The organism is Pseudomonas sp. MF08817 (assembly GCF_059862705.1).
Map to the genome: position 1 here is coordinate 1 of NZ_JCBCUY010000027.1, position 26,230 is coordinate 26,230.

The window sequence follows — 26,230 nt, forward strand, 5'->3', positions numbered from 1 at the left end:
GTAAGCGTTTCGACTTCAAATGTCCTATCGAGGTCATAGGCGAGGTGATGCAAGCAGCCATGGCTATGCGGCATGATGCTCCGGCTTCAATTCAATAACCGTGTTGCACTCAGCTCCTGCAACCGCCGAACGTAATTTTCCCAATCACTTGATCGTACGTCTCCCCGGCTTAGTCGGGCCGGGCCTGCGCAAGAATGTGATTTATGATTTTCTGAACAATAACAATCTTGAAGCCATCGATAGCCGTGGGGTATTTCAATTTTACCCTATGGTCAACCTATGGGCAGATATTCAAACCGCGATCGACAATGGCCTTAAACTTATTCATCTGACCTCTGAGCCAATCAGTGTCGGTGAGATCTCAGAGAAAGGTTTCGGTAATGTGTTCAATCACTCTTTAGCCAGTACTGCTGCTACCTACGATATGCAAACAAAATACGCTCACATATTCGGAGCCTCTGGTCGCTACCAGTACTCTTCCAGAGAGACCATTCTGGCTGTCAGAAGTTATGCGCAATCAGAAAGCCCTACACCCAAACCCATCTCGGAGAAAACGGCATGAGGCTAGCGGTTTCTAATATTGCATGGGACGTAACAGAGGATGAGGCAGTTGTTCAGCTTCTCCAACGCTACAGTGTTGATGCAATAGATATTGCGCCAGGAAAATACTTCGCTCAGCCGGCCAACGCTTCAGACTCAGAAATTGCACACGTTAAAGCATGGTGGAATACAAGAGGTATAGAAATTACCGGCATGCAGGCACTACTTTTTGGTACATCGGGCCTTAATGTTTTCGGCGCTCCAACCTCCCAAAAAGCTATGTTAAGTCACTTGAAAGCAATATGCCGAATTGGGGCAGGCCTCGGCGCGACCCGCCTGGTATTCGGTTCTCCGAAAAACAGGGACCGTACTGGGTTGAGTGAAGCTGAAACCCAGGAAGTTGCTATTTCGTTTTTTAGAGAATTAGGCGATATCGCCCAGACGACCAATGTTACTGTGTGCTTAGAGCCAAACCCCACGTGTTATGGTGCTAACTTCATGACCACCAGCGCTGAAACTGCATACATCGTAAAGTTAATTGCGCATCCGTCGATCAAGATGCAACTAGACACGGGCGCACTAGCGATCAATGGTGAAGATCCTTATCAAGTTCTTCAGAATACGGCTCCGTTCATCGGACATATCCACGCCAGTGAACCGAATCTAGTGACCTTGGGCGATGGTGGTACAGATCACCAAAGAATGGCAGAAGCCATCAGGCAACACCTGACGAACCCTATTGTCTCTATTGAAATGCTAGGTACTCAGGGTGAATCACATGTGCTCTCAATTGAGCGAGCACTCCAATTTGCCGAGAAGCACTATAGATCCCTAGGTGCTGGAGTAGACAAATGAAGTGGTTCATTTTGATAATTGGCATTCTTTCCAATGCCTCCGCAAGCGTACTGATAAAGATGGCGATGATGGAGCCGCGTAAATTTCCATCCCTCAGTGACCCAATGGCTGCTCTAAATAACTGGCCATTTTGGCTAGGCCTTGGTCTCTATGGTGCAGCATTTCTTCTCTATGCTGCAGCCTTGGCAAGGCTACCATTAAATGTGGCACATCCTGTCCTCACAGCTGGTGCAGTTGCTGCCGTCGCAATGTCTTCTATATTGATTTTTCGTGAACCCTTTCACTGGACAACAGGTGCAGGGATCTTACTGGTAATTGCCGGCGTAGCCTTGATTACAGCTCGCGTCGCTTAAAGGTACACCCAATGACATCTATAGAAATTACTCCAGCTATTCGCGAAACCTGGCAAGTTCCGTCATTCGAGATCCCACTATGGCTAGGGCGGGAGCACGCTTGGTGTGTGGTGATTCCTGTCATTAACGAAGGTGAGCGGATTAAGAGCCTGTTAACTCGTATGGCCGCAGTTAATGTGTCCAGTATTGCGGATATCATTATTGTTGATGGTGGTAGTACTGACGGATCGCTGGAGTTGGAGTCACTGCAACAGATTGGAGTTCGTGGCCTCGTACTCAAAACCGCACCCGGGAAATTGAGTGCACAACTTCGATGTGCTTACGCATTTGTTCTCGATCAAGGATACGAGGGGGTCGTAACGATTGATGGAAACGACAAAGACGACCCAGATGCAATTCTCGATTTCATTAACGCACTTAAACAAGGTGCGGATTTCGTTCAGGCTTCCCGGTTCGTAGAAGGGGGAACCGCAGAAAACACCCCCAAATCAAGGGATTTTGCTATCCGCTTTATCCATGCCCCCATGTTAAGTGTCGCTTCTGGGTTTCACTGGACAGATACTACTCAAGGTTTTCGCGCCTACAGCCGAAAAATGCTGGTAGACCCAAAAATATCAATATTCAGAGATGTTTTCTCCAAGTATGAGTTGTTGGCCTACCTCTCATATCGTGCCCCACGCTTGGGATACAAATGCATTGAACTGCCTACAGTACGACGCTACCCCAAAGGTGAGGTTCCGACAAAAATCAGTGCTTTTCGAGGGAATTTTGAGGTACTGAAAACACTTGTGAAAGCATGTGCCGGCGCCTATAACCCTTAAAAAATCATGGCGAAATATGGGTCATGAATTAGGGCTCAACCGTAAATTGTACAATAATTATCGAGATATCTATTTGTGCAACTCATAAAATCATTATTCAGCAGACTAAAAACCGACAATTTTAAAAACGTAGAAAAAGCACTGTGCTTTTTTATTTTTATATCATTATTATTTACCTTGATTATCTACACACTAAAAAAATCTATTTTTTTTACAAGCATTCCAATTGATGGGGCCTTTCAACATATAAATCCATTACGCCGTATTGCTGCTGGAGAAATACCAGGAAGAGACTTTCAAGTTTTCCACGGCCTAGTTATCTCATACCTTCATTATCCTATTTATTTTTTATTTGGGAAAACTTTATTTGCCTCTGAAGTGTCGCGATATTTTATCAACGGTTTATGTGCATTTTTTGCCATCTTAGCTATTTTTGGAGGCCTACGACGTCCAGTCATAGCTCTCGGACTTTCTGCCTTTTTTATTATATCCACAGAACTTCTCAGTCTATTTTGGCTGACCGACCCTTTTGGGGATGCCTACTCTTCATTAGCAGTTAGAACATTAGTTCCGGCACTTTGCCTTGGCTATCTTTTTTATATAAATAGAAAACAAAGGATACGTAAGAACTCTACTTTTTCTCAGATAGTTATTCCGTTAACTATATTTTGTTCCTCAGCGATGATTATCGCTACGGAGCAGGGAATAGCGCTTTTTTTGGCAACTGCTAGTGCCTTGATTCTAATACATCCTGGACAGCCTAAGTGGTACATCCGAATCCGTGATGCAGTTCTGTTCTGCTTACTAACACCTCTTCTGTATCTGGCTGCAATATACGTCATTACCGGTGGAAAGCCGAGCCAAGCTATTAGCTTCTATTTATCTGATCTCCCAGCAGATCAATTTTGGTATTTTGGAGCATATCCTAATATATTCCCCAAAGATTTTTCATCACTGTTTTTTGTTCCTGGAACTAGAAGACCCTTCGTCAATTACATAATCATAACTATTGCAATATTTACAGCAGTGCTTTCACTTTTCAAATCAAAAAATGAAATAGAAAAAAATGAGTATAGAATTTGGATGCTTGGCTTGGCCTATGGGTGTGCAGCACTTATTTCAAATCTAGGAATGATTTCGAGTCATTATTCAGAAGCGGCAACCCGGATAGCATGTGCAGTTATAATCTCTTTTTCTTGGACTCGCATAGAAAACCGGCTTACAGAACGTAGTATCGTTCGATTTAGAATTTTATCACTTTTAGGCATGGCTATTTTTGTTTTACTTTCCCCTGCGGGTTTACGTGGACTCATTCCCTCCGCAGTGGCTTTCAACAGAGACTATAGCGCCTCAATACTAGAGAAACGGTACTCCGGAGTGATCCCCACTGGGGAGGAGTATAAAAATTTATCCTATATTGCCTCGACTGTTATACCACCAAAGTCGTTACTTGCTGCCCAAGCCAATGACGTTAACCTTGATGTTCAAGAACCATCAAATTTTCTTATATTTCACAACCCCCCTGTTGACTTAGTAACCCTAATCAGCAAAGGAACAGATATTACTATTAACAACCACACTGAACAGGTTGAACAAGTTACAAGCTCGCATTTACTATTAACCTATTCTGGCCGAGATAAAATCTTTACGTTTCGGTATGACAATCCAAAACTAGACTCACAACGCATGTCCTCTACCCCGTTTTATTCAAAGAAAACTGGCATCTGGATCAATGGAATTTCAAGCGTGTCGACGAAAGGCCAAAGCTGCCTAATGATAGGTGATCCAAAACTGCTATCCAATATAACTAGATATCGAATTGCACAATTCCTTAATGAGTCTTTCGAGCGACATATTATATCTACTTATAACTCTATTATTTGTGTTGATGGCCCCCCGCTAGAACCCTATGTCCATGGTTTCCCCCAACAACTCGTTATTAAGTCTGCTATCGAATTTACGTCGAAAGACTTTCAACTAACCACAAACTCCAACTTAAGCACCAAGTTTCCGATCAATGCAGAGTGGCTATATCATGCGGAGCAGAATAACAAAAATCAAGAATATCGACAGACCAACGAACAGGCTTTTGGTACAAAGGTCAGCAGCACAACCTCAGCTCGAACAAAAAAAACTGAAAGTCCTGCCTCAGGATCAGGAATATACTTTGAAACTTGGACACCTGCATCCTGTGAGTATGATAAGCGTCCGACTATTTGGTCTACATATACAGGCTTCTTCGAACTAGAGTCCGGCACTGTAAATCAAAGTGGGATCGACTATATAATTCACGCTCTTGGTAAAAAAAGAAGAGCCAATTACATCGAAATTTTCGAATCTTCAAAACCAGCTTTTGTGCATACTATAAGACCAACTTATACCGCTTATGAACGCTGGATTCAAACCGCCTCATGGCCATTTTATGAGGCTATTTTAGCAAATTATGATCTCGTCAGAAAAACAGACTACAGTTTAATTTGGCGCCGAAAAAGCAACTTATCTGCCTTAGGTAATTGGGTTGATAATCCAGACAGCCTCTGCCAACCAAAATTTCATAATTGGGTATATCCAAGTAGTTCCTGGGATGGAGAGATGAAGATAGCCAAAAACTCTAAACTTATAAATCTAGACTCTTTGACAGTTAACAAATATGATAAAAGTCAAGTCTACGTACTAGAGGTAGACTATGTAATAGATAACAAACTATCCAAAATTCCTGTTTTTGGCAAAGTGGCGCGTTACTTCATAAGTCCTATTGGTACATCTACTCCGCTACCAGTTTCATTGCCGCCATATGAAACAAAAATTATCTTTCCGTTAATAATTAAACCCGGTGAAATTCCAGCATTAAAACTTGAAACCAGTTCGATATTTGGCAATGCGGAATTCTCAATCAGCTCTATCAGGTACAGAAAAATCACAAAAAACGTTGATGCTTATAAGGCTGCCATACTTGACCAGTAGAGACCACATATTTAAATTTAATCGTCGTGGTTATACAACCACGATTATATGGATATCGATATACTTGTTTGGCATCGCTTTCATCTGTTTCCTTCCCCCATGGGAAGGGTACGATGAGGTAGCTCACTATTCTTATCTCCAGCAAATGGCAGACACCGGACAGCCTCCTTCCGTAGAGCAGGGCAAGCTTTCGGCTGAGGTGGAAGCCTATAGGCGGGTAGCGCCAACCCCATATAGCACTACTGCGCCATTCGATAAAAATGGTGGAGTGACCTATAGGGAGTGGTTTGCCAACGATGATTTGGCAAAAAATCTACCACACAGCAAACCATCTCATCCTCGTCAATACTCCCCTGGAGAAACAAGTAACTGGCAAGGGCAACATCCGGAGTTTTATTACAGGCTGCTGGCTCCAATTACTTGGCTTACATCCGATCTGTCTTGGTCTTCACAGCTATTCCTCCTGAGATGGGTATCTTGGACGCTAGCATTTCTGGGGTTGATGATTTCCATATCGGCAACAGCCAGAATGGTGAAACTAAAGTTCCCCGAGATGAGCAAAGATTATTCAAAGCTGTCAATGAGCTGGCCGTTGATTTTTCCTGGCCTAATACCCGAATTTGCGCGACTGGGTAATGACTCGTTGGTCGTTCTGATCTTGTCGCTGGTTTGGTTTTTATTAATTAAACGCATCGAGTCCTCTCAACGTTGGTACTGGTACGTTGCGCTAGGAGTTATTCTTGGTCTAGGAGGACTCACAAAAATCACGTTCCTTCCAATAACAATAGCAGTTGTGATATGGCTAACTTGGCTGGAAGCGCGAGGTAACTTGGTTGATCGTTTTTATGCCTCAGCTCGATCTTTACTGGTTTTAGGATTATTCTTTTGTTTCTCGGCTAAACGCTATTTCTCTAATCTCACGGAGCATGGCTCAGTGACAGGCCTTGTCGAGCTTTCTTCAACTGATGTGCCGACTGGCCTATTTTGGGTAGGTGCGTTTCATTACCCTATCGAGATAATAAAGGGGGTGCTAGGCATCGGTATGACATTTATCTGGGGAAGTACGGCATCCAGTGCATACCCCCCAGTGATATTTGTACTTCCATTAGTTTTTTTACTGTTCGGAATTTTGGGTGCTTCGCTACACTTACTCAAGCACAAAAATAATGAGTCAGCTGTTTTAGCTTTACTAATCATTGGAGCGGTCGGTAGCGGTCTAATTTACTACTTACTCATTCGCATTGCAGTAACGGGTGTTGGGGCAGGAGCTCCTGGATGGTATTTCCACACACTAATAGCTCCCCTTAGCTTAATGCTTGCTGCTGGCTGGAACCTAATTAGAACGAAAATAGCTTTCGCGTCGTTGCTCTGGAGATTTTGGCTTGGATATATGGCGCTCTTCTGTATTAGTGTTACTTGGCTACAGCTCACACTTTTTGCAGGTTGTTCTTTTAAAACATCAGAGAGCCGTATTTACTCTCTCAACGACCTTGCCTGCATACTAGACGTTCCATTTTTGCATCACCGTCTGGAAGCTCTGACATTTCCCACATTGGGCTGGACGACAATAGGTCTAGCTGTGGTATTGATATACACTGCGTACTCACGTAATCGAGGAATAGACCTTCAAGCGGGTATCCGATGATTTTACGTAATAGCACTCTAAGCTTTGCTTCATTGGCAATCCCACTATTTGTTGGATTGCTTACGGTACCAAGCATAATTAATAGTTTAGGGCTGCAACGCTTTGGGGTTTTAACACTCATTTGGGCCGTGATTGGTTATGCCAGTCTTTTTGACTTAGGTATCTCTCGTGCGCTAACGAAGCGTGTTGCTGAACTACAGGCCTGGCCCGACCGACTTTGTTCATTAGTGCGTTCAGGTATCTACGTCTTGAGTGCTTTAGGTTTGCTCATGGGGGCACTGACTTGGATCGTGACACGCTACTTCGATTATCAAAATTTTGGTCTCAACCATGATGAATTTAACAATAGCGCATTGCTGTTAGCTTTAAATATTCCATTCGTTATTGTCAGTGGTGGGTTCAGGGGAGTTTTAGAAGGTTTTAGTAGGTTTGGTATTGTATCTCTAGTACGCCTCGGGTTCGGGCTGGTTACCTTCACTGCACCGATATTTGCGATAGCCTCCTACCCTAGAGTTGATGTCATCATTGCGATCATGTTGGTTGCTCGTATCGTGGGCGGCCTTACGATGGCTTGGAGTTGCAGGAGTTACCTGTCAAAAAGCAGTTTAAGCCGGCATCGGAGGCTCGTGGAGTTGAAGAATCTGCTTACCTTTGGTGGATGGATTACGGTTTCTAATCTGGCCAGTGCATTGATGCTTTATATGGATAGATTTTTTCTTGCTTCTAGTATCTCTGCGCCCTCAGTGGCGTATTACACAACGCCTTATGAGTTTGTGACGAAGCTATTCATATTGCCATCTGCTCTTAGCGGTGTACTTTTTCCACTCATGGCCAGAGGAACAAAATTGACTGATAACAATCACAAACTCTTAGCCTTAAGTGCAAGCATGGTGCTTGCGCTTGTGTTACCTATCATAACTGTCCTCATACTTTTCGCTCCGCAAATGTTAGGTTGGTGGATCTCCACAGAATTCGGAAGTAATGCGGCAGGAGCCTTGAAGATTTTATCTATTGGAGTACTGGTGAATTGTTTAGCACAAATCTATCAGACCTATCTTTTGGGCAGAGGAAAGGCCTCTCTGATAGCTCGTCTGCACATAATAGAACTTCTGTTTTTCTTGCCTATGCTTTACCTATCCATACGTTATGCCGGGATTGAAGGGGCCGCCTGGGCTTGGACTGCCCGTATTATCGTAGACTCCGTTGCGATGGCATTCATGTTAAGTGTCCTAAAAGTTCCAGCAGGTAATCATTGGGTATCACTGCTATTGAGTATTACTGCAGCGATGGCGGTCTATGTAAGCTCTGCAATTGGGACTTATGGAAAACTACTGATACTTATATGTCTGGTTGCTGTTTGCACAGTGGCAGGTTTGTGGTTTATTCGTCAGTTGATGTCAGTTGCGCGCACAGATCATTCCTCGAACATTTCAATCTCAAAGCTCAATTAACAGCAGCTTTGGCTCCCCCACCCAACTCTCACAAAAAATCCACCCCCAAAGATGATCCACCATACCCCAAGCCCAAACCGTCGCTGCCATGGGCTGAGGCTAAGCATTGGTACTGGCTGAAGAGCCGGGACAGTTTTTCTGAGTTGATGTCTTGGTCCTAGTCGGTGATTTCGCAGTTTAGCCAGCCGTGGTGGCATCGAACCTGAACGCTGACACGGGAACTTGAGGGCTATATTTGATGGATTTTTCCCGCAGGTTGAAGAGGGCGGGTAAGCAGTGATTAGTCGGCATCGGTGATGAAGCAGCGAGTTCGGCATCCAGACGCGCCAACTCTCAGCCGAAGTAGGCCTTACGACGCTTAAACGTCGCCAGTTCCAGATCAGGTAACCCAACAACAACCCCAGCGCACTCCCAGCAGGCGGCCACCAGGATCAGACGGTCACGCAGTAACTGTGGCGGCATCTCGCCAGGTAGGACACCGCAACAAATCCCGGGCACCGGGGAGCAAGCATGGTCGTTACACAGCTGTGAACACGGCGGGGATTTGCTGCGTCAACTCTGCCGTGAAACCTCCCCCACAAAAAAGGCCAACGCATGCGTTGGCCTTTTTCGTTATGGCGACAACCCGATCAGAAATCCAGGTTAGACACCGCCAAGGCATTGGCCTCGATGAAGTCACGGCGGGGTTCGACCGCATCACCCATGAGGGTGTTGAAGATCTGGTCCGCGCCAATGGCGTCTTCGATGGTGACTTTGAGCATGCGGCGCACGCTTGGGTCCATGGTGGTTTCCCACAGCTGATCCGGGTTCATTTCACCCAGACCTTTGTATCGCTGGATGGTGTGGCGCTTGGTGCTTTCGGCCATCAGCCAGTCGAGGGCTTCCTTGAACTCGGTCACGGCTTTCTTGCGTTCGCCGCGCTGGATGTACGCGCCTTCGTCGAGCAAGGTGCTGAGTTGGGCGCCCAGGGTCACGACGGTTTTGTAGTCGTTGCTGCCGAAGAAGTCGCGGTTGAACGTGATGTAGTTCGACAGGCCGTGGGAGATCAGTTCGACCTCAGGCAGCCAGACGTTACGTTCACGGTCCTCACGCAGGCTGGCTTTGTAGACCAGGCCGGATTTCTCTACCGTGCGCAGGCGCACTTCGTACTGGGCCAGCCAATCCTGCATGGCCGCGTGATCGGACAGTTGCTCCAGGCTGACGGCCGGCAGGTAGATGAAGTGTTCGGTCAACTCCTGCGGGTACAGGCGCGACAGACGCTTGAGGGTCTTCATCACCATGCGGAAGTCGTTGACCAGGCGCTCCAGCGCCTCGCCGGAAATACCGGGCGCTTCGTCGTTCAGGTGCAGGCTCGCGTCTTCCAGGGCCGACTGCGTCATGTACTCTTCCATGGCGTCGTCGTCTTTGATGTATTGCTCTTGCTTGCCTTTCTTCACTTTGTACAGCGGCGGCTGGGCGATGTAGATATAGCCACGCTCGATCAGTTCCGGCAATTGGCGGAAGAAGAAAGTGAGTAGCAGGGTACGGATGTGCGAACCGTCGACGTCAGCATCGGTCATGATGATGATGTTGTGATAGCGCAGTTTCTCGATGTTGTACTCTTCGCGGCCGATGCCACAGCCCAGGGCGGTAATCAGCGTGCCGACTTCCTGGGAAGAGATCATCTTGTCGAAACGGGCCTTCTCGACGTTGAGGATCTTGCCTTTGAGGGGCAGGATCGCCTGGGTCTTGCGGTTGCGTCCCTGCTTGGCGGAGCCGCCAGCAGAGTCACCTTCCACCAGGTACAGTTCGGAGAGGGCAGGGTCTTTTTCCTGGCAGTCCGCCAGTTTGCCCGGCAGGCCGGCGATATCCAGCGCACCTTTGCGACGGGTCATCTCACGGGCTTTACGCGCCGCTTCACGGGCCCGTGCCGCATCGATCATCTTGCCGACAACCAATTTCGCTTCGTTGGGGTTTTCCAGCAGGAAGTCGGAGAAATACTTGCCCATCTCTTGTTCGACCGCGGTCTTCACTTCGGAGGACACCAGTTTGTCCTTGGTCTGGGAACTGAACTTAGGGTCCGGCACCTTGACCGAGATAATGGCGGTCAGGCCTTCGCGGGCGTCGTCACCGGTGGTGGCGACTTTGTGCTTCTTCGCCAGGCCTTCGGCTTCGATGTAGGTGTTCAGGTTACGCGTCAGCGCCGAACGGAAGCCCACCAGGTGAGTACCGCCATCGCGCTGCGGAATGTTGTTGGTGAAGCACAGCAGGTTTTCGTTGAAGCTGTCGTTCCACTGCAGAGCGATTTCAACGCCGATGCCGTCTTCGCGCTGGATATTGAAGTGGAACACCTGGTTGACCGGGGTGCGGTTCGTATTCAGGTATTCAACGAATGCGCGCAGGCCACCTTCATACTTGAACAGTTCTTCCTTGCCGCTGCGCTCATCCTTGAGGACGATGCCGACACCGGAGTTGAGGAAGGACAGTTCACGAATCCGCTTGGCCAGGATGTCCCAGCTGAAGTGGATGTTCTTGAAGGTTTCAGGCGAGGGCTTGAAGTGGATCTGGGTCCCGGTGGTTTCGCTTTCACCGACGATGCGCATCGGCTCTTTTGGCACACCGTGGATATAGGTCTGTTCCCAGATTTTGCCGCTGCGGCGGACGGTGAGGATCAGCTCTTCGGACAGGGCGTTTACCACCGAAACACCCACACCGTGCAACCCGCCGGATACTTTGTAGGAGTTATCGTCGAACTTACCGCCGGCGTGCAGCACCGTCATGATGACTTCGGCTGCGGAAACGCCTTCTTCTTTATGCACGTCTACCGGAATGCCGCGACCGTTGTCGCGTACGGTGATCGATTCATCCGGGTGGATGATGATACTGATGTCGTCGCAATGGCCAGCCAGAGCTTCGTCGATCGAGTTATCGACCACCTCGAACACCATGTGGTGCAGACCGCTACCATCATCGGTGTCCCCAATGTACATACCGGGACGTTTGCGTACGGCATCCAGGCCTTTGAGCACTTTAATGCTCGTCGAGTCGTACGTGTTTTCTTCGCTCATGCCTTCACTCCCGATGGTCGTGGGTCTGGGTGATACGGCCCTGTTCCACGTGGAACAGAGCGACTGGCGTTTCCGTCTGCCAGCCGTCCCTCAATAATTCGTGGTCTACACAAGTAATGAACACCTGGCAGCGTAAGTCTTCCAGCAAACGGCAAAGCGCGCGGCGGTGCTGCTCGTCCAGTTCTGACGGCAAATCATCCACCAGATAAATACATTGGCCGCGCCGGGCCTGGCTGACCAAGTGCCCCTGGGCGATGCGTAGGGCACAGACCACTAACTTCTGCTGGCCGCGGGACAAGATATCCGCAGCGTTATGTGCGCCCAATCGAAGACGCAAATCAGCGCGTTGTGGCCCGGCCTGGGTATGCCCCATTTGCTGGTCCCGGTGAACGGAAGCGGTGAGCACTGCACTTAGCTCTCGCTCTTTGTCCCACCCCCGGTAATAGCTCAACGTCAAACCCTCAAGCTCAACGAGTTCGCTCAAGGTTTGCTCAAAGACTGGTTTCAAGGCTTTGATGTAAGCGCGGCGGTATTCATCAATCTCAGCGCTGGCCTGGCACAGTTCTCTGTCCCAAACCGCTTGCGAAACGGCGTCAAGTGTACCATGCCGCAGCCAAGAGTTTCTCTGGCGCAGGGCCTTCTGCAGCCGCTGCCAGGTGGACATGAAACGTGGTTCCACGTGGAACACACCCCAGTCGAGAAACTGCCGACGAATTTTCGGTGCGCCCTCCAGCAAGCGAAAACTGTCAGGGTTGATGAGTTGCAGCGGCAGGATCTCGGCCAACTGAGCGGCGCTGCGGGCGTTCTGCCCATCGATGCGGATCTGGAACTCGCCTTGGCGATCCCGAGAAATACCCAATGCGCTGTGCCCACCTTCTGCCAGCTCAACCTGACCAAACACCGTGCAGGCCGGCTGCTCGTACTGGATGACCGGCAGCAACCGAGTGCTGCGGAACGAGCGGGCAAGCCCAAGCAAATGAATGGCTTCCAGAACACTGGTTTTGCCACTGCCATTAGAGCCAGAGAGGATGTTGATGCGTGGGGAAGGGGAGAAGGTCACCGGGTGCAGATTGCGCACCGCGGTGACCGTGACGCGACTGAGGGACATCTAGCTTCTGCTGAACATGTTTACAGGCGCATCGGCATGACGACGTATGCCGAATCATCGTTGTCGGATTCCTGCACCAGCGCACTGCTGTTGGAGTCGGACAGGATCAGGCGAACCTGCTCAGTGGTCATGACGCCCAGCACGTCCAGCAAATAGCTGACGTTGAAGCCGATTTCCAGCGAGCCACCGTTGTAGTCGACGCCCACTTCTTCTTCCGCTTCTTCCTGTTCCGGGTTATTGGCCTGGATTTTCAACTGACCGTTGGCCAGTTGCAGGCGGATGCCGCGATATTTTTCGTTGGACAGGATCGCGGTACGGCTGAACGCTTCGCGCAATGCCTGGCGGTCGCCCAGTACCAACTTGTCGCCACCTTTAGGCAGAACGCGCTCGTAGTCCGGGAACTTGCCGTCCACCAGTTTGGAGGTGAAGGTGAACTCGCCCGTGGTCGCACGAATATGGTGCTGACCAAGCACGATGCTGACCTGGCCGTCCGGCTCAGTGAGCAGGCGCGCCAATTCCAGAATGCCTTTGCGCGGCACGATCACCTGGTGGCGATCCGGTTGGCCAATATCGGCTTTCATCGAGCACATGGCCAACCGATGGCCGTCGGTGGCCACAGCGCGGATGATCCCTTCGGAAACCTCCAGCAGCATGCCGTTGAGGTAATAACGTACATCCTGCTGGGCCATGGCGAAGCTGGTGCGTTCGATCAAGCGACGCAGCCTGCTTTGCTCCAGGCTGCACGTCAGCGAGCCCGGGCCTTCTTCAACAGTGGGGAAATCGTTAGCCGGCAGGGTGGACAGGGTGAAGCGGCTCCGGCCAGCCTTGACCACCAGTTTCTGCTCATCGACCTTGATGTCGATCAGCGCATCGTTTGGCAGGCTTTTGCAGATGTCCATCAGCTTACGCGCCGGGACGGTGATTTCGCCGGGTTCTGCCGGCTCTTCCAACTCCACACGGCCAACCAGTTCGACTTCCAGGTCGGTACCGGTCAGCGACAGCTGCTGGCCTTCGACGACCAACAGCACGTTAGAGAGCACCGGCAAGGTCTGGCGGCGCTCAACGACGCCTGCGACCAGTTGCAGGGGTTTCAACAGGGCTTCGCGTTGAATGGTGAAATGCATGGTCTAGTCCCTTGCCTTAATAAGCTGCGCTGGTGCCATCAAGTAGTCAGTGTACGCAGCAGGTTCTTGTAGTCCTCGCGGATGTCCGCGTCGGATTCCTTGAGTTCGTTGATCTTGCGGCACGCGTGCAAGACCGTGGTGTGATCGCGGCCGCCGAACACATCGCCGATTTCCGGCAGGCTGTGGTTGGTCAGTTCCTTGGACAGCGCCATGGCCACTTGACGCGGGCGGGCGACAGAACGGGAACGACGCTTGGACAGCAGGTCGGAAATCTTGATCTTGTAGTACTCGGCGACGGTGCGCTGAATGTTATCCACAGACACCAGTTTGTCTTGGAGTGCCAGCAGGTCCTTCAGGGATTCGCGGATCAGCTCGATCGTGATGTCGCGGCCCATGAAGTGGGAGTGAGCGATGACGCGCTTGAGCGCGCCCTCAAGCTCACGCACGTTGGAGCGAATGCGTTGGGCAATGAAGAACGCCGCGTCGTGGGGGAGGTCGACCTTGGCCTGGTCGGCCTTCTTCATCAGAATCGCGACACGGGTTTCCAGCTCTGGAGGTTCGACGGCAACTGTCAGGCCCCAACCGAAGCGCGATTTGAGGCGTTCTTCAAGCCCTTCGATTTCCTTCGGGTAACGATCGCTGGTCAGGATGACCTGCTGGCCACCTTCAAGCAGTGCGTTGAACGTGTGGAAAAACTCTTCCTGGGACCGTTCCTTGCGAGCGAAGAATTGAATGTCATCGATCAACAGGGCATCGACGGAGCGGTAGAAACGCTTGAACTCGTTGATTGCGTTGAGCTGCAACGCCTTGACCATGTCCGCGACGAAGCGCTCCGAGTGCAGGTACACGACCTTGGCATTCGGGTTCTTCTTTAATAGATGGTTACCCACAGCGTGCATCAAGTGAGTCTTACCCAGGCCCACGCCGCCATACAGGAACAGCGGGTTGTAACCGTGCTTGGGGTTATCCGCCACTTGCCAGGCAGCCGCACGGGCCAATTGGTTCGACTTACCTTCGACGAAGTTCTCGAAGGTGAACGTGCGATTCAAGTAACTGGTGTGCTTGAGGGCACCTTCGACCTGCACGGTGCGCTGCTCGGCACGAACCGGAGCCTGTTGCGAACTGGCACCGGCCATCGGGTCGAAGCTGTCGCGCGAGGGCTCTTCGCTGGCCTCGGCTACCTTATGGGTGGCGCGTTTGGCTGGCGCAGCGGGGGTAGGTGCATTGACAGGTGGTGGGGCGACCGAGGCTTGAGCTTGGGATGCCGCAGCGGCCAGCGGGGCGTTGGGCGCCGCACGAGGTGCTGAGCTGCGTTTGCTGCCTATTAATAAGGAAAGCGCCGGGGCCATACCGTTGCCGTGCTCGTCCAGCAGCTCGAGCACACGGCTCAAGTACTTTTCGTTGACCCAATCGAGAACAAAGCGGTTCGGTGCGTAGACACGCAGCTCGTCGCCATCGGCTTCGACCTGTAGTGGACGGATCCAAGTGTTGAATTGCTGGGCAGGCAGCTCATCACGCAGAAGTTCTACGCACTGCTGCCAAAGTTCCACTGACACGGATATCCCCTAAGTCGAAAGCCGGTGAGGCAAAAACAGCGGCCATTGTAGCGGCCAGACGCACACTTATCCACATGTAGGTTGGCCGCACCGCACGAAGAATCAATGCTTTACCCATAAAAAAGATGACCAACGGTATGTGCATAAGCTCTGTGGATAACCATGGCTAAGCCCGTTGCAAAAGTAGGGGGTAAAGCCAGTGGATAACCGGCCTGTGGATAACCATCGCTTTCGCCCACAGGTTATCCGACAGTACGGCACAGGTAGGGCACCGCTTTCACGCCTAGTTGTCATCCTCTGTACAGCCCGAATTAGAAGGCTTAAATGCTGTTATCCACAGGAGATAGCATCCCTAGCTTTAATAAGCTTTACAGAAAAGCTTTAAATAATTCCTTTCTTATTTCTATATCTACACACCGCCAACTCTCCCTCACGAGGCTGTAGAGATCTAATTAAAGGAAACGTTGGTTGGAAATTGACCTAGGGGCGTGCTTTCTCTAGAATCGCCGGTCTCTTAAAACGGGGGCCATTCCGGCCCGTTGTGGACGAACCAGGTAACACGACATGAAACGTACTTTCCAACCAAGCACCATCAAACGCGCTCGTACCCACGGTTTCCGTGCTCGCATGGCTACCAAGAACGGCCGTGCTGTTCTGTCGCGCCGTCGCGCCAAAGGTCGTGCGCGTCTGGCAGTTTGATAATCCGGTACTGGTGGTGAGTCAGGACTTCAGTCGGGAAAAGCGTCTGCTTACCCCCCGGCATTTCAAGGCAGTCTTTGACTCCCCCACCGGCAAGGTTCCGGGGAAAAATCTCTTGCTCCTTGCACGCAACAACGATCTTGACCACCCACGCCTCGGCCTGGTGATTGGCAAGAAGAGCGTCAAGCTCTCCGTTGAGCGCAATCGCCTCAAACGTCTGATGCGCGAATCGTTTCGCCTTCACCAGGATTCTCTGGTGGGTTGGGACATCGTTATCGTCGCGCGCAAAGGTTTGGGTGACGTAGAAAACCCCGAATTGATTCAGCATTTCGGCAAGCTCTGGAAACGTCTGGCTCGTAACAAGCCAGTACCAGCGGTCAACACCGAAACTGTAGGGGTAGGCGGTCCCGATGCGTAAACTGGCACTCGTTCCGATCCAGTTCTATCGCTATGCCATTAGTCCTCTGATGGCCAACCACTGTCGTTTCTACCCCAGTTGTTCCTGCTACGCGCAAGAAGCCATAGAAAATCATGGCCTTCTGCGTGGTGGCTGGCTGGCCGTTCGTCGTTTAGGCCGCTGTCATCCGTGGAATCCCGGTGGTTACGACCCGGTTCCATCTATCCCTACCTCCCGTTCTTCTTCGATGGCCGAGTAATCATGGATATTAAACGCACGATCCTGATCGTCGCCCTGGCAATCGTGTCCTACGTTATGGTCCTTAACTGGAACCAGGACTATGGCCAGGCTGCCCTGCCGACTCAGAATGTTGCTGCCAACACCCAGACTTCAGGTCTGCCAGACGCACCTGTGGGCAACAATGCAGCGGCCAGTGCCGATGTACCCAGCGCGAATGCCGATACCAGCGCCCCCGCAGAAATGCCGGTTGCCACCAGCAAAGACCTTATCCGCGTTAAAACGGACGTCCTGGAACTTGCAATCGACCCTCAAGGTGGTGATATAGCCCAGCTGATGCTGCCGCTGTACCCACGTCGCCAGGATCACCCGGAGATCCCGTTTCAATTGTTCGATAACGGTGGCGAACGCACTTACCTGGCCCAAAGCGGCCTGACCGGTGTCGATGGCCCGGACGCTCGTCCGACCGGCCGTCCGGTTTATTCGACCGAACAAAAGACTTATCAACTGGCTGATGGCCAGAACCAGCTGAATGTTGACCTGAAGTTCAGCGATGCTGGGGTCAACTACATCAAACGTTTCACCTTCACTCGCGGTCTGTACGACCTGAAAGTGACCTATCTGATCGACAACAGCAGCGAAAAGGCCTGGACCGGCAACCTGTTTGCCCAACTCAAGCGTGACGCCAGCTCCGATCCTTCTTCGACCACAGCTACCGGCACCGCGACCTACCTGGGCGCCGCCCTGTGGACAAGTGCCGAGCCGTACAAAAAAGTGTCGATGAAAGATATCGACAAGGCCACCCTCAAAGAATCGGTCCAGGGTGGTTGGGTTGCCTGGTTGCAGCACTACTTCGTGACGGCCTGGATTCCGGCCAAGAACGACAACAACGTGGTGCAGACTCGCAAAGACAGCCAAGGTAACTACATCATCGGTTTCACCGGCCCTGCTTTGAGCGTGGCGCCGGGTGCCAAGGCTGAAACCAGCGCGACGCTGTATGCCGGTCCGAAAAGCCAGGCGATTCTCAAAGAGTTGTCCCCTGGCCTGGAACTGACCGTCGACTACGGCATCCTGTGGTTCATCGCCCAACCGATTTTCTGGCTGCTGCAACATATCCACAGCCTGGTGGGTAACTGGGGTTGGTCGATCATTTTCCTGACCATGCTGATTAAAGGGATCTTCTTCCCGCTGTCGGCCGCCAGCTACAAATCCATGGCGCGTATGCGTGCAGTGGCGCCAAAACTGGCCGCCCTGAAAGAACAACATGGCGATGACCGGCAGAAAATGTCCCAAGCCATGATGGAGTTGTACAAGAAAGAGAAGATCAACCCGCTGGGTGGATGCTTGCCGATTCTTGTGCAAATGCCGGTTTTCCTCTCGCTGTACTGGGTTCTCCTGGAAAGCGTGGAAATGCGTCAAGCGCCGTTCATGCTGTGGATTACCGACCTGTCGATCAAGGATCCGTTCTTCATCCTGCCGATCATCATGGGCGCCACCATGTTCATCCAGCAGCAGTTGAACCCGACACCGCCGGATCCGATGCAGGCCAAGGTGATGAAAATGATGCCAATCATCTTCACCTTCTTCTTCCTGTGGTTCCCGGCAGGTCTGGTGCTGTACTGGGTTGTGAACAACTGCCTGTCCATCGCCCAACAGTGGTACATCACCCGTAAAGTCGAGGCGGCTACCAAAAAAGCCGACGCATAACTTACGCTGTGGATAACCACTCAAAACGCCCCCTAGTGGGGCGTTTTGCTATCTGCCATTTCTATCGGGACATCGGTTTATGAGCGCTCCTCGTGAAACCATCGCCGCCGTCGCCACCGCCCAGGGCCGTGGCGGAGTCGGTATCGTGCGTATTTCTGGGCCACTGGCAGGCCTAGCGGCCCAAGCCATCAGCGGGCGCGAACTGAAGCCGCGCTTTGCCCACTACGGCCCTTTCCTCAATGCCGAGGGCGATGTGTTGGACGAGGGCATCGCGCTGTACTTCCCGGGGCCGAACTCATTTACCGGCGAAGATGTGCTGGAACTGCAAGGTCATGGCGGCCCCGTGGTTCTGGACATGCTGCTGCGCCGTTGCCTGGAACTGGGCTGTCGCCTGGCCCGGCCCGGGGAGTTCAGTGAGCGAGCCTTTCTCAACGACAAACTGGACCTGGCCCAGGCCGAAGCCATCGCGGACCTGATTGAAGCCAGCTCCGCCCAGGCTGCACGCAATGCCCTTCGTTCTCTACAAGGCGCGTTTTCCCAACGGGTCCATAGCTTGACCGAGCAGTTGATTGCGCTACGGATCTACGTCGAAGCCGCCATCGATTTCCCGGAAGAAGAGATCGACTTCCTCGCCGATGGCCACGTGCTAAGCATGCTGGACGCCGTGCGCGACGAGTTATCCACCGTCCTGCGCGAAGCCGGGCAGGGCGCGTTGCTGCGTGATGGCATGACAGTGGTCATCGCTGGCCGGCCCAACGCCGGCAAATCCAGCCTGCTCAACGCCCTGGCCGGGCGCGAAGCCGCCATCGTGACTGAGATTGCTGGCACCACCCGCGATATCCTGCGCGAACATATCCACATCGATGGCATGCCCCTGCATGTGGTTGATACCGCCGGGCTGCGCGACACCGATGACCAGGTCGAAAAAATTGGCGTGGAACGGGCCTTGAAGGCCATTGGCGAGGCCGATCGGGTGTTGTTGGTGGTCGATGCCACCGCACCTGAAGCCGCAGATCCGTTTGCGCTGTGGCCGGAATTCCTGGAAACCCGCCCCGACCCTGCGAAAGTCACCTTGATTCGCAACAAGGCCGACCTGACCGGCGAGGTCATCGCCATGGAAGTTAGCCACGATGGCCACGTCACCCTTAGCCTGAGTGCCAAGTCCGCAGGTATGGGCCTGGAGCTGCTGCGCGAGCACCTCAAGGCCTGCATGGGCTACGAGCAGACCTCGGAAAGTAGCTTTAGCGCCCGTCGGCGCCACCTGGAGGCCCTGCGCCACGCCAGCGCATCCCTTGAGCACGGCCGGGCGCAACTGACCCTGGCGGGAGCAGGGGAGTTGCTGGCAGAGGATCTGCGTCAGGCTCAGCAGTCCTTGGGTGAAATCACCGGCGCTTTTAGCTCGGACGACTTGCTGGGAAGGATCTTTTCCAGCTTCTGTATCGGTAAATAGCCCTCATCTACCCTGCAAATTCCAGCAATGTGGCGTAACTGAGCCGCGGTATTGCTGCAATTGCAGGGCACCGTGCCACCCCCTCCTCCATTTTTTTACAGCCTGCCGCGCCTGAGGCAGCGTTTGCGTGCCTGCGATTTGTACCCGTTTGCAGCTTTTCTGCGGATTAAGCCCTGTGAATAACTGCCGTTAAGGCCAGTTGATAACAGGGCCTAAAATGTGGAGATAACCTGCCCTGTGGATAATCACCTCTTTAATCCACAGGCTTACACCGGTTATCCAAGGGGCTCTTGGTCACATGACCACAGGGTTTTGAATCTCTGTACATTACGAATATAAAGGCTTACAGCGATCTATCCACAGAAACACGCCTCAGTATAAATAAACATAAAAACAAAGATTTAATAAATTTCTTTCTTTTTAATTTCTATAACCTCGAGTTTTCCACAGCTGGTTAAATTTTGTGCAAAGGGTTCTTTAGGAGGGGGGAAGTCCCTATACTTGCCGCCTTGGTCCAGATACCAAGCTCTAAACTATTCCTGATTACCTAACTGAAGCAGGCACGAGGTGCGTGGTGGATTTCCCTTCCCGTTTTGAAGTGATCGTCATCGGCGGCGGTCATGCCGGTACCGAGGCAGCACTGGCATCAGCACGCATGGGGGCAAAAACCCTGTTGCTGACGCACAACGTGGAAACCCTCGGTGCGATGAGTTGCAACCCTGCCATTGGTGGCATTGGCAAAAGCCACCTGGTCAAGGAGATCGACGCCCTCGGCGGCGCGATGGCCATGGCCACCGATAAAGGTGGTATCCAGTTCCGCGTGTTGAACAGCCGCAAAGGCCCAGCCGTGCGGGCTACCCGCGCCCAAGCTGACCGTGTGCTCTACAAGGCTGCGGTGCGTGAAACCCTGGAAAACCAGCCCAACCTGTGGATATTTCAACAAGCCGCCGATGACTTGATCGTCGAGCAGGATCAAGTGCGTGGCGTTGTGACCCAAATGGGCCTGCGCTTCTTTGCCGACGCCGTGGTACTGACCACTGGCACCTTCCTGGGTGGACTTATCCACATCGGTTTGCAGAATTACTCGGGCGGCCGTGCAGGTGATCCGCCCTCCATTGCCCTGGCTCGTCGCCTGCGTGAACTGCCGCTGCGGGTCGGGCGCCTGAAAACCGGGACGCCGCCGCGAATAGACGGGCGCTCCGTGGATTTCTCGGTGATGACCGAACAACCGGGTGATACGCCAATCCCGGTGATGTCGTTCATGGGTTCCAAGGAACAGCATCCCAAACAGGTCAGTTGCTGGATCACCCACACCAACGCACGCACCCACGAAATCATCGCCGCGAACCTCGATCGTTCACCGATGTATTCCGCCGCAGGCGAGATCGAAGGCATCGGCCCGCGTTACTGCCCGTCGATCGAAGACAAGATCCACCGCTTTGCCGACAAGGAAAGCCATCAGGTCTTTATCGAACCCGAAGGCCTGACCACCCATGAGTTGTACCCGAACGGGATATCCACATCCCTGCCGTTCGATGTGCAATTGCAGATCGTGCAATCGATCCGCGGCATGGAAAACGCCCATATCGTCCGTCCTGGCTACGCCATCGAGTACGACTACTTCGACCCGCGGGACCTGAAGTACAGCCTGGAAACCAAAGCTATTGGCGGTTTGTTCTTCGCTGGGCAAATCAACGGCACCACTGGCTACGAAGAGGCCGGCGCCCAAGGTTTGCTCGCCGGGGCGAACGCGGCACTGCGTGCCCAGGGCAAGGACAGTTGGTGCCCGCGCCGTGACGAAGCCTACATCGGCGTATTGGTCGACGACCTGATTACCCTGGGTACCCAGGAACCGTATCGGATGTTCACGTCCCGGGCCGAGTACCGTTTGATCCTGCGTGAGGACAATGCCGACTTACGCTTGACCGAAAAAGGTCGCGAACTGGGCTTGGTGGACGATGTGCGTTGGGCGGCTTTCTGCAAAAAGCGCGAAAGCATCGAACTCGAAGAGCAGCGCCTGAAAAGCACCTGGGTGCGCCCGGGCACCGAGCAGGGCGATGCCATTGCCGAAAAATTCGGCACGCCGCTGACCCATGAATACAACCTGCTCAATCTCCTAAGCCGGCCGGAAATCGACTACGCGGGTTTGGTCGAGGTGACCGGCCAAGGTGCAGAAGACCCCCAGGTCGCCGAGCAGGTCGAAATCAAGACCAAGTACGCCGGCTACATCGATCGTCAACAGGATGAAATCGCTCGCCTGCGCGCCAGTGAGAACACCAAGTTGCCTGTGGATATCGACTACACCGGCATTTCCGGTCTATCCAAAGAGATCCAGAGCAAGCTCGGCGCCACGCGGCCAGAAACCCTGGGCCAGGCCTCGCGTATTCCCGGCGTTACCCCGGCGGCCATCTCACTGTTGATGATTCATTTGAAAAAACGCGGCGCGGGCCGTCAGTTGGAGCAAAGCGCTTGAGTTCATTGGTCACCTCGCAACATGCCGAAGAGTTATCCACAGGCGCTCGTACCCTTGGCGTTGATCTGACGCCGAATCAGCACGAATTGCTGCTCGGTTATCTGGCGCTGTTGATTAAGTGGAACAAGGCCTACAACCTCACGGCCGTGCGCGATCCCGACGAAATGGTCTCACGGCATCTGCTCGACAGTTTGAGCGTGATGCCCTTCATCGAAAACGGCCGTTGGCTGGACGTGGGCAGTGGCGGCGGCATGCCGGGAATCCCGTTGGCGATCCTGTTTCCCGACTCGCAAGTGACTTGCCTGGACAGCAACGGCAAGAAAACCCGCTTCCTCACCCAGGTCAAACTCGAGCTGAAACTGGATAACCTGCAAGTTATCCACAGCCGCGTCGAAAGCTACCAGCCTGAGCTGCCATTCAACGGGATCGTCTCCCGGGCGTTCAGCAGCATGGAGAATTTCAGCAACTGGACTCGCCACCTGGGCAACCGCGACACCCGTTGGCTGGCAATGAAGGGCGTTCATCCCGCCGATGAGCTGGTAGCATTGCCGGCAGACTTCCACCTCGATAGCGAACACGCCTTGGCCGTACCTGGTTGCCAAGGCCAACGCCATCTGCTGATACTGCGCCGCACGGCATGATTGGGAACACAAGCAAGAATGGCTAAGGTATTCGCGATAGCGAACCAAAAGGGTGGTGTGGGCAAGACCACCACCTGCATCAACCTCGCAGCATCCCTGGTCGCAACCAAGCGCCGGGTGCTGTTGATCGACCTTGATCCACAGGGCAACGCCACCATGGGTAGCGGTGTGGATAAACATGGCCTGGAGAACTCGGTTTACGACCTGTTGATCGGCGAATGTGACCTGGCCCAGGCCATGCACTTTTCCGAACACGGCGGTTACCAGTTGCTACCTGCCAACCGCGACCTGACCGCAGCCGAAGTCGTTCTGCTGGAAATGCAGATGAAAGAAAGCCGTCTGCGCAGCGCCTTGGCGCCGATTCGAGAGAACTACGACTACATCCTGATCGACTGCCCGCCGTCGTTGTCGATGCTGACGCTCAACGCCTTGGTTGCCGCTGATGGGGTGATTATCCCCATGCAGTGTGAATACTTTGCCCTCGAAGGGCTTAGCGACCTTGTGGATAACATCAAGCGCATCGCTGAATTGCTTAACCCAAACCTCAAGATCGAGGGGTTGCTGCGCACCATGTACGACCCACGTTTGAGTTTGATGAACGACGTTTCAGCGCAGCTCAAGGAACATTTCGGCGATCAGCTGTACGACACCGTCATTCCGCGCAACATCCGCCTCGCCGAAGCCCCTAGCTACGGCATGCCGGCCCTGGCGTACGACAAATCCTCCCGCGGCGCACTGGCCTATCTGGCCCTGGCGGGCGAGATGGTTCGTCGCCAACGTAAAAATTCACGTACTGCCGCTGCTCAGGCAACTTAAGGAATCCCCATGGCCGTCAAGAAACGAGGTCTCGGACGAGGACTGGATGCACTGCTCAGCGGTCCGACCGTGAGCTCCCTGGAGGAGCAAGCGGTACAGGCCGATAAACGTGAGCTACAACACCTGCCGTTGGACCTGATCCAGCGTGGCAAGTACCAGCCACGTCGCGATATGGACCCGCAGGCGCTGGAAGAACTGGCCAATTCGATCAAGGCCCAAGGCGTCATGCAGCCGATCGTGGTGCGCCCTATCGGTGCCGGTCGGTTTGAAATCATCGCCGGCGAACGCCGCTGGCGGGCGAGCCAGCAGGCCGGTCAGGAAACTATCCCGGCGATGGTGCGCGATGTTCCGGATGAGACCGCCATCGCCATGGCGCTGATCGAGAACATCCAGCGTGAAGACCTCAATCCGATCGAAGAAGCGATTGCCCTGCAGCGCTTACAGCAGGAATTTCAGCTGACCCAGCAACAGGTCGCCGAGGCGGTGGGCAAGTCTCGGGTGACGGTGGCCAACTTGTTGCGCCTGATTGCGTTGCCGGAAGTGATTAAAACCATGCTGTCCCACGGCGACCTGGAAATGGGTCATGCCCGCGCATTGCTCGGATTGCCGGAAAATCAACAGGTTGAAGGGGCGCGACACGTTGTCGCACGAGGTCTGACCGTGCGCCAGACCGAAGCCCTCGTTCGCCAGTGGTTGAGTGGCAAACAGGAGGCTGCCGAACCGGTCAAACCCGACCCGGATATCGCGCGCCTGGAACAGCGCCTGGCCGAGCGGCTGGGCTCTGCGGTGCAGATCCGCCACGGTAAGAAGGGAAAAGGGCAACTGGTCATAGGCTACAACTCCCTCGACGAGTTGCAGGGCGTCCTCGCTCACATCCGCTGAAACAATTGCGTATGTAGCGCGCAGTCGGAAATCACTACCTGACAGTTGAATAGGGGCAGAACCGCCCCTATACTCTGCGCGCATTTTGTCGGCACAAATTATGCCAAGTTATTGATTTCCGGCAGCCGACCTCTGGGGAGCAAGAGTGATGGAAACCCGCACGCCAAACCGCTTGCCCTTCCATCGTCTGGCGGTTTTTCCGGTGTTAATGGCCCAATTTGTCGTTTTGCTGATCGCTGCACTGGCGCTCTGGCAATGGCGCGGAGTCGTTGCCGGATACTCAGGACTCTGCGGAGGCCTGATAGCCTTGTTACCTAATGTGTATTTCGCTCACAGGGCATTTCGGTTTTCCGGCGCCCGAGCAGCCCAAGCTATCGTCCGGTCTTTTTATGCCGGTGAAGCGGGCAAACTGATTTTGACGGCAGTGCTCTTTGCATTGACGTTCGCAGGTGTGAAGCCATTGGCGCCGCTAGCTGTATTCGGCGTCTTCGTGCTGACCCAACTGGTCAGCTGGTTCGCTCCCCTGCTGATGAGAACAAGACTTTCGAGACCTTAGGGCGTTTGAGGCAACCATGGCAGAGACAACCGCTTCGGGCTATATCCAGCACCACTTGCAGAACCTGACCTTCGGGCAGCTACCCAATGGCGGCTGGGGCTTTGCTCACACCGCAGCAGAAGCCAAGGAAATGGGCTTCTGGGCTTTCCACGTCGATACCCTCGGCTGGTCGGTCGCATTGGGCCTGGTCTTCGTTCTTCTTTTCCGCATGGCGGCAAAGAAAGCGACTTCCGGTCAACCTGGTGCTTTGCAGAACTTCGTTGAAGTATTGGTCGAATTCGTCGATGGCAGCGTGAAAGACAGCTTCCATGGCCGTAGCCCGGTGATTGCACCATTGGCACTGACCATCTTCGTCTGGGTGTTCCTGATGAACGCCGTTGACCTGATCCCGGTAGATTGGATTCCTCAGGTGGCTATGTGGATCTCCGGTGATCCGCACATTCCATTCCGCGCCGTATCGACCACTGACCCGAACGCTACCCTGGGCATGGCTCTGTCGGTGTTCGCGCTGATTATTTTCTACAGCATCAAGGTAAAGGGCATCGGCGGCTTCATTGGCGAACTGACCCTGCACCCCTTCGGCAGCAAGAACGTCTTCGTTCAAGCCCTGCTGATCCCGGTGAACTTCCTGCTGGAATTCGTCACCCTGATCGCCAAGCCGATCTCCCTGGCACTGCGTCTGTTCGGCAACATGTACGCCGGCGAGCTGGTCTTCATTCTGATTGCTGTGATGTTCGGCAGCGGTCTGCTCTGGCTTAGCGGCCTGGGTGTAGTTCTGCAGTGGGCGTGGGCAGTGTTCCACATCCTGATTATCACCCTGCAGGCGTTTATCTTCATGATGCTGACCATCGTCTACCTGTCGATGGCGCACGAAGAGAACCATTAAGGCCAGCCTAGGCTAGTCTGAT

22 protein-coding genes are annotated in these 26,230 nt (G+C 53.0%); 18 read left to right on the forward strand and 4 right to left on the reverse strand.

Translation table 11 applies throughout. The annotated features are described in order from the left end of the window. Window positions 1-148 precede the first annotated feature (148 nt). The 7 genes from AC19YR_RS17210 (at window position 149) to AC19YR_RS17240 (ending at window position 8,629) form a co-directional block, all read left to right on the forward strand. Window positions 149-562 carry a hypothetical protein gene (locus AC19YR_RS17210; protein WP_500599388.1) on the forward strand — a complete coding sequence of 138 codons (414 nt, stop codon included), beginning with the start codon at window positions 149-151 and terminating at the stop codon, window positions 560-562. Continuing rightward, entirely contained in the window at window positions 559-1,395 is an 837-nt protein-coding gene (locus AC19YR_RS17215) for a sugar phosphate isomerase/epimerase family protein (protein WP_500599389.1), read from the forward strand. The genes AC19YR_RS17210 and AC19YR_RS17215 overlap by 4 nt, the downstream gene beginning before the upstream one ends. Beyond that, the gene (locus AC19YR_RS17220; protein ID WP_095110178.1) at window positions 1,392-1,748 is read left to right on the forward strand and encodes a DMT family transporter; all 357 of its coding nucleotides are present in this window, start codon (window positions 1,392-1,394) and stop codon (window positions 1,746-1,748) included. Before AC19YR_RS17215 ends, AC19YR_RS17220 begins: the two co-directional genes overlap by 4 nt. An 11-nt stretch (window positions 1,749-1,759) precedes the next feature. Further along, the gene (locus AC19YR_RS17225; protein WP_095110176.1) at window positions 1,760-2,569 is read left to right on the forward strand and encodes a glycosyltransferase family 2 protein; all 810 of its coding nucleotides are present in this window, start codon (window positions 1,760-1,762) and stop codon (window positions 2,567-2,569) included. Between the two features lie 75 nt (window positions 2,570-2,644). Then, on the forward strand, window positions 2,645-5,533 hold the full coding sequence (locus AC19YR_RS17230) for a hypothetical protein (protein WP_500599390.1): 2,889 nt from the start codon (window positions 2,645-2,647) through the stop codon (window positions 5,531-5,533). Window positions 5,534-5,597: 64 nt separating this feature from the next. Beyond that, on the forward strand, window positions 5,598-7,178 hold the full coding sequence (locus tag AC19YR_RS17235) for a hypothetical protein (protein WP_500599392.1): 1,581 nt from the start codon (window positions 5,598-5,600) through the stop codon (window positions 7,176-7,178). Beyond that, window positions 7,175-8,629, forward strand: a complete 1,455-nt coding sequence (locus tag AC19YR_RS17240; RefSeq protein ID WP_095110175.1) for a flippase — start codon at window positions 7,175-7,177, stop codon at window positions 8,627-8,629. Before AC19YR_RS17235 ends, AC19YR_RS17240 begins: the two co-directional genes overlap by 4 nt. Before the next feature lie 629 nt (window positions 8,630-9,258). Here the strand turns inward: AC19YR_RS17240 and gyrB are convergent. From gyrB to dnaA, 4 genes are read right to left on the reverse strand one after another with little or no spacing between them, the layout of a single operon-like run. Then, complete coding sequence (gene gyrB / locus AC19YR_RS17245; protein WP_095110174.1) at window positions 9,259-11,676, reverse strand: DNA topoisomerase (ATP-hydrolyzing) subunit B; 2,418 nt, start codon at window positions 11,674-11,676, stop codon at window positions 9,259-9,261. A 4-nt stretch (window positions 11,677-11,680) separates the two neighbouring features. Further along, a complete protein-coding gene (gene recF, locus AC19YR_RS17250; protein ID WP_095110173.1) occupies window positions 11,681-12,784 on the reverse strand; it encodes a DNA replication/repair protein RecF in 1,104 nt (367 codons plus the stop codon). 20 nt (window positions 12,785-12,804) lie between these two features. Then, a complete protein-coding gene (gene dnaN, locus AC19YR_RS17255; protein ID WP_500599395.1) occupies window positions 12,805-13,908 on the reverse strand; it encodes a DNA polymerase III subunit beta in 1,104 nt (367 codons plus the stop codon). 38 nt (window positions 13,909-13,946) lie between these two features. Further along, complete coding sequence (gene dnaA, locus AC19YR_RS17260) at window positions 13,947-15,464, reverse strand: chromosomal replication initiator protein DnaA (RefSeq protein ID WP_095110170.1); 1,518 nt, start codon at window positions 15,462-15,464, stop codon at window positions 13,947-13,949. A 564-nt stretch (window positions 15,465-16,028) separates the two neighbouring features. Between dnaA and rpmH the strand changes: the two genes are divergently transcribed. The 11 genes from rpmH to atpB all read left to right on the forward strand — a co-directional run bounded on the left by rpmH (window position 16,029) and on the right by atpB (window position 26,208). Beyond that, complete coding sequence (rpmH, locus tag AC19YR_RS17265; RefSeq protein WP_003213577.1) at window positions 16,029-16,163, forward strand: 50S ribosomal protein L34; 135 nt, start codon at window positions 16,029-16,031, stop codon at window positions 16,161-16,163. A gap of 16 nt (window positions 16,164-16,179) precedes the next feature. Then, on the forward strand, window positions 16,180-16,581 hold the full coding sequence (rnpA, locus tag AC19YR_RS17270) for a ribonuclease P protein component (protein ID WP_218192064.1): 402 nt from the start codon (window positions 16,180-16,182) through the stop codon (window positions 16,579-16,581). Then, a complete protein-coding gene (gene yidD, locus AC19YR_RS17275; protein ID WP_095110167.1) occupies window positions 16,574-16,819 on the forward strand; it encodes a membrane protein insertion efficiency factor YidD in 246 nt (81 codons plus the stop codon). Before rnpA ends, yidD begins: the two co-directional genes overlap by 8 nt. Before the next feature lie 2 nt (window positions 16,820-16,821). Further along, entirely contained in the window at window positions 16,822-18,504 is a 1,683-nt protein-coding gene (gene yidC / locus AC19YR_RS17280) for a membrane protein insertase YidC (RefSeq protein WP_095110166.1), read from the forward strand. Between the two features lie 79 nt (window positions 18,505-18,583). Then, window positions 18,584-19,954: a tRNA uridine-5-carboxymethylaminomethyl(34) synthesis GTPase MnmE gene (gene mnmE / locus AC19YR_RS17285; protein ID WP_500599398.1), complete on the forward strand. Its 1,371-nt coding sequence runs from the start codon at window positions 18,584-18,586 to the stop codon at window positions 19,952-19,954. A gap of 574 nt (window positions 19,955-20,528) precedes the next feature. Beyond that, window positions 20,529-22,427: a tRNA uridine-5-carboxymethylaminomethyl(34) synthesis enzyme MnmG gene (gene mnmG, locus AC19YR_RS17290; protein ID WP_500599400.1), complete on the forward strand. Its 1,899-nt coding sequence runs from the start codon at window positions 20,529-20,531 to the stop codon at window positions 22,425-22,427. Continuing rightward, on the forward strand, window positions 22,424-23,068 hold the full coding sequence (rsmG, locus tag AC19YR_RS17295; RefSeq protein WP_095110163.1) for a 16S rRNA (guanine(527)-N(7))-methyltransferase RsmG: 645 nt from the start codon (window positions 22,424-22,426) through the stop codon (window positions 23,066-23,068). Before mnmG ends, rsmG begins: the two co-directional genes overlap by 4 nt. Window positions 23,069-23,086: 18 nt before the next feature. After that, on the forward strand, window positions 23,087-23,884 hold the full coding sequence (locus AC19YR_RS17300) for a ParA family protein (protein ID WP_095110161.1): 798 nt from the start codon (window positions 23,087-23,089) through the stop codon (window positions 23,882-23,884). A 9-nt stretch (window positions 23,885-23,893) separates the two neighbouring features. Next, complete coding sequence (locus AC19YR_RS17305; RefSeq protein WP_500599402.1) at window positions 23,894-24,766, forward strand: ParB/RepB/Spo0J family partition protein; 873 nt, start codon at window positions 23,894-23,896, stop codon at window positions 24,764-24,766. Between the two features lie 148 nt (window positions 24,767-24,914). Then, the gene (locus AC19YR_RS17310; RefSeq protein WP_095110158.1) at window positions 24,915-25,322 is read left to right on the forward strand and encodes a F0F1 ATP synthase subunit I; all 408 of its coding nucleotides are present in this window, start codon (window positions 24,915-24,917) and stop codon (window positions 25,320-25,322) included. Window positions 25,323-25,338: 16 nt separating this feature from the next. Beyond that, the gene (gene atpB / locus AC19YR_RS17315; protein ID WP_095110156.1) at window positions 25,339-26,208 is read left to right on the forward strand and encodes a F0F1 ATP synthase subunit A; all 870 of its coding nucleotides are present in this window, start codon (window positions 25,339-25,341) and stop codon (window positions 26,206-26,208) included. The last annotated feature ends 22 nt before the right edge of the window (window positions 26,209-26,230 follow it).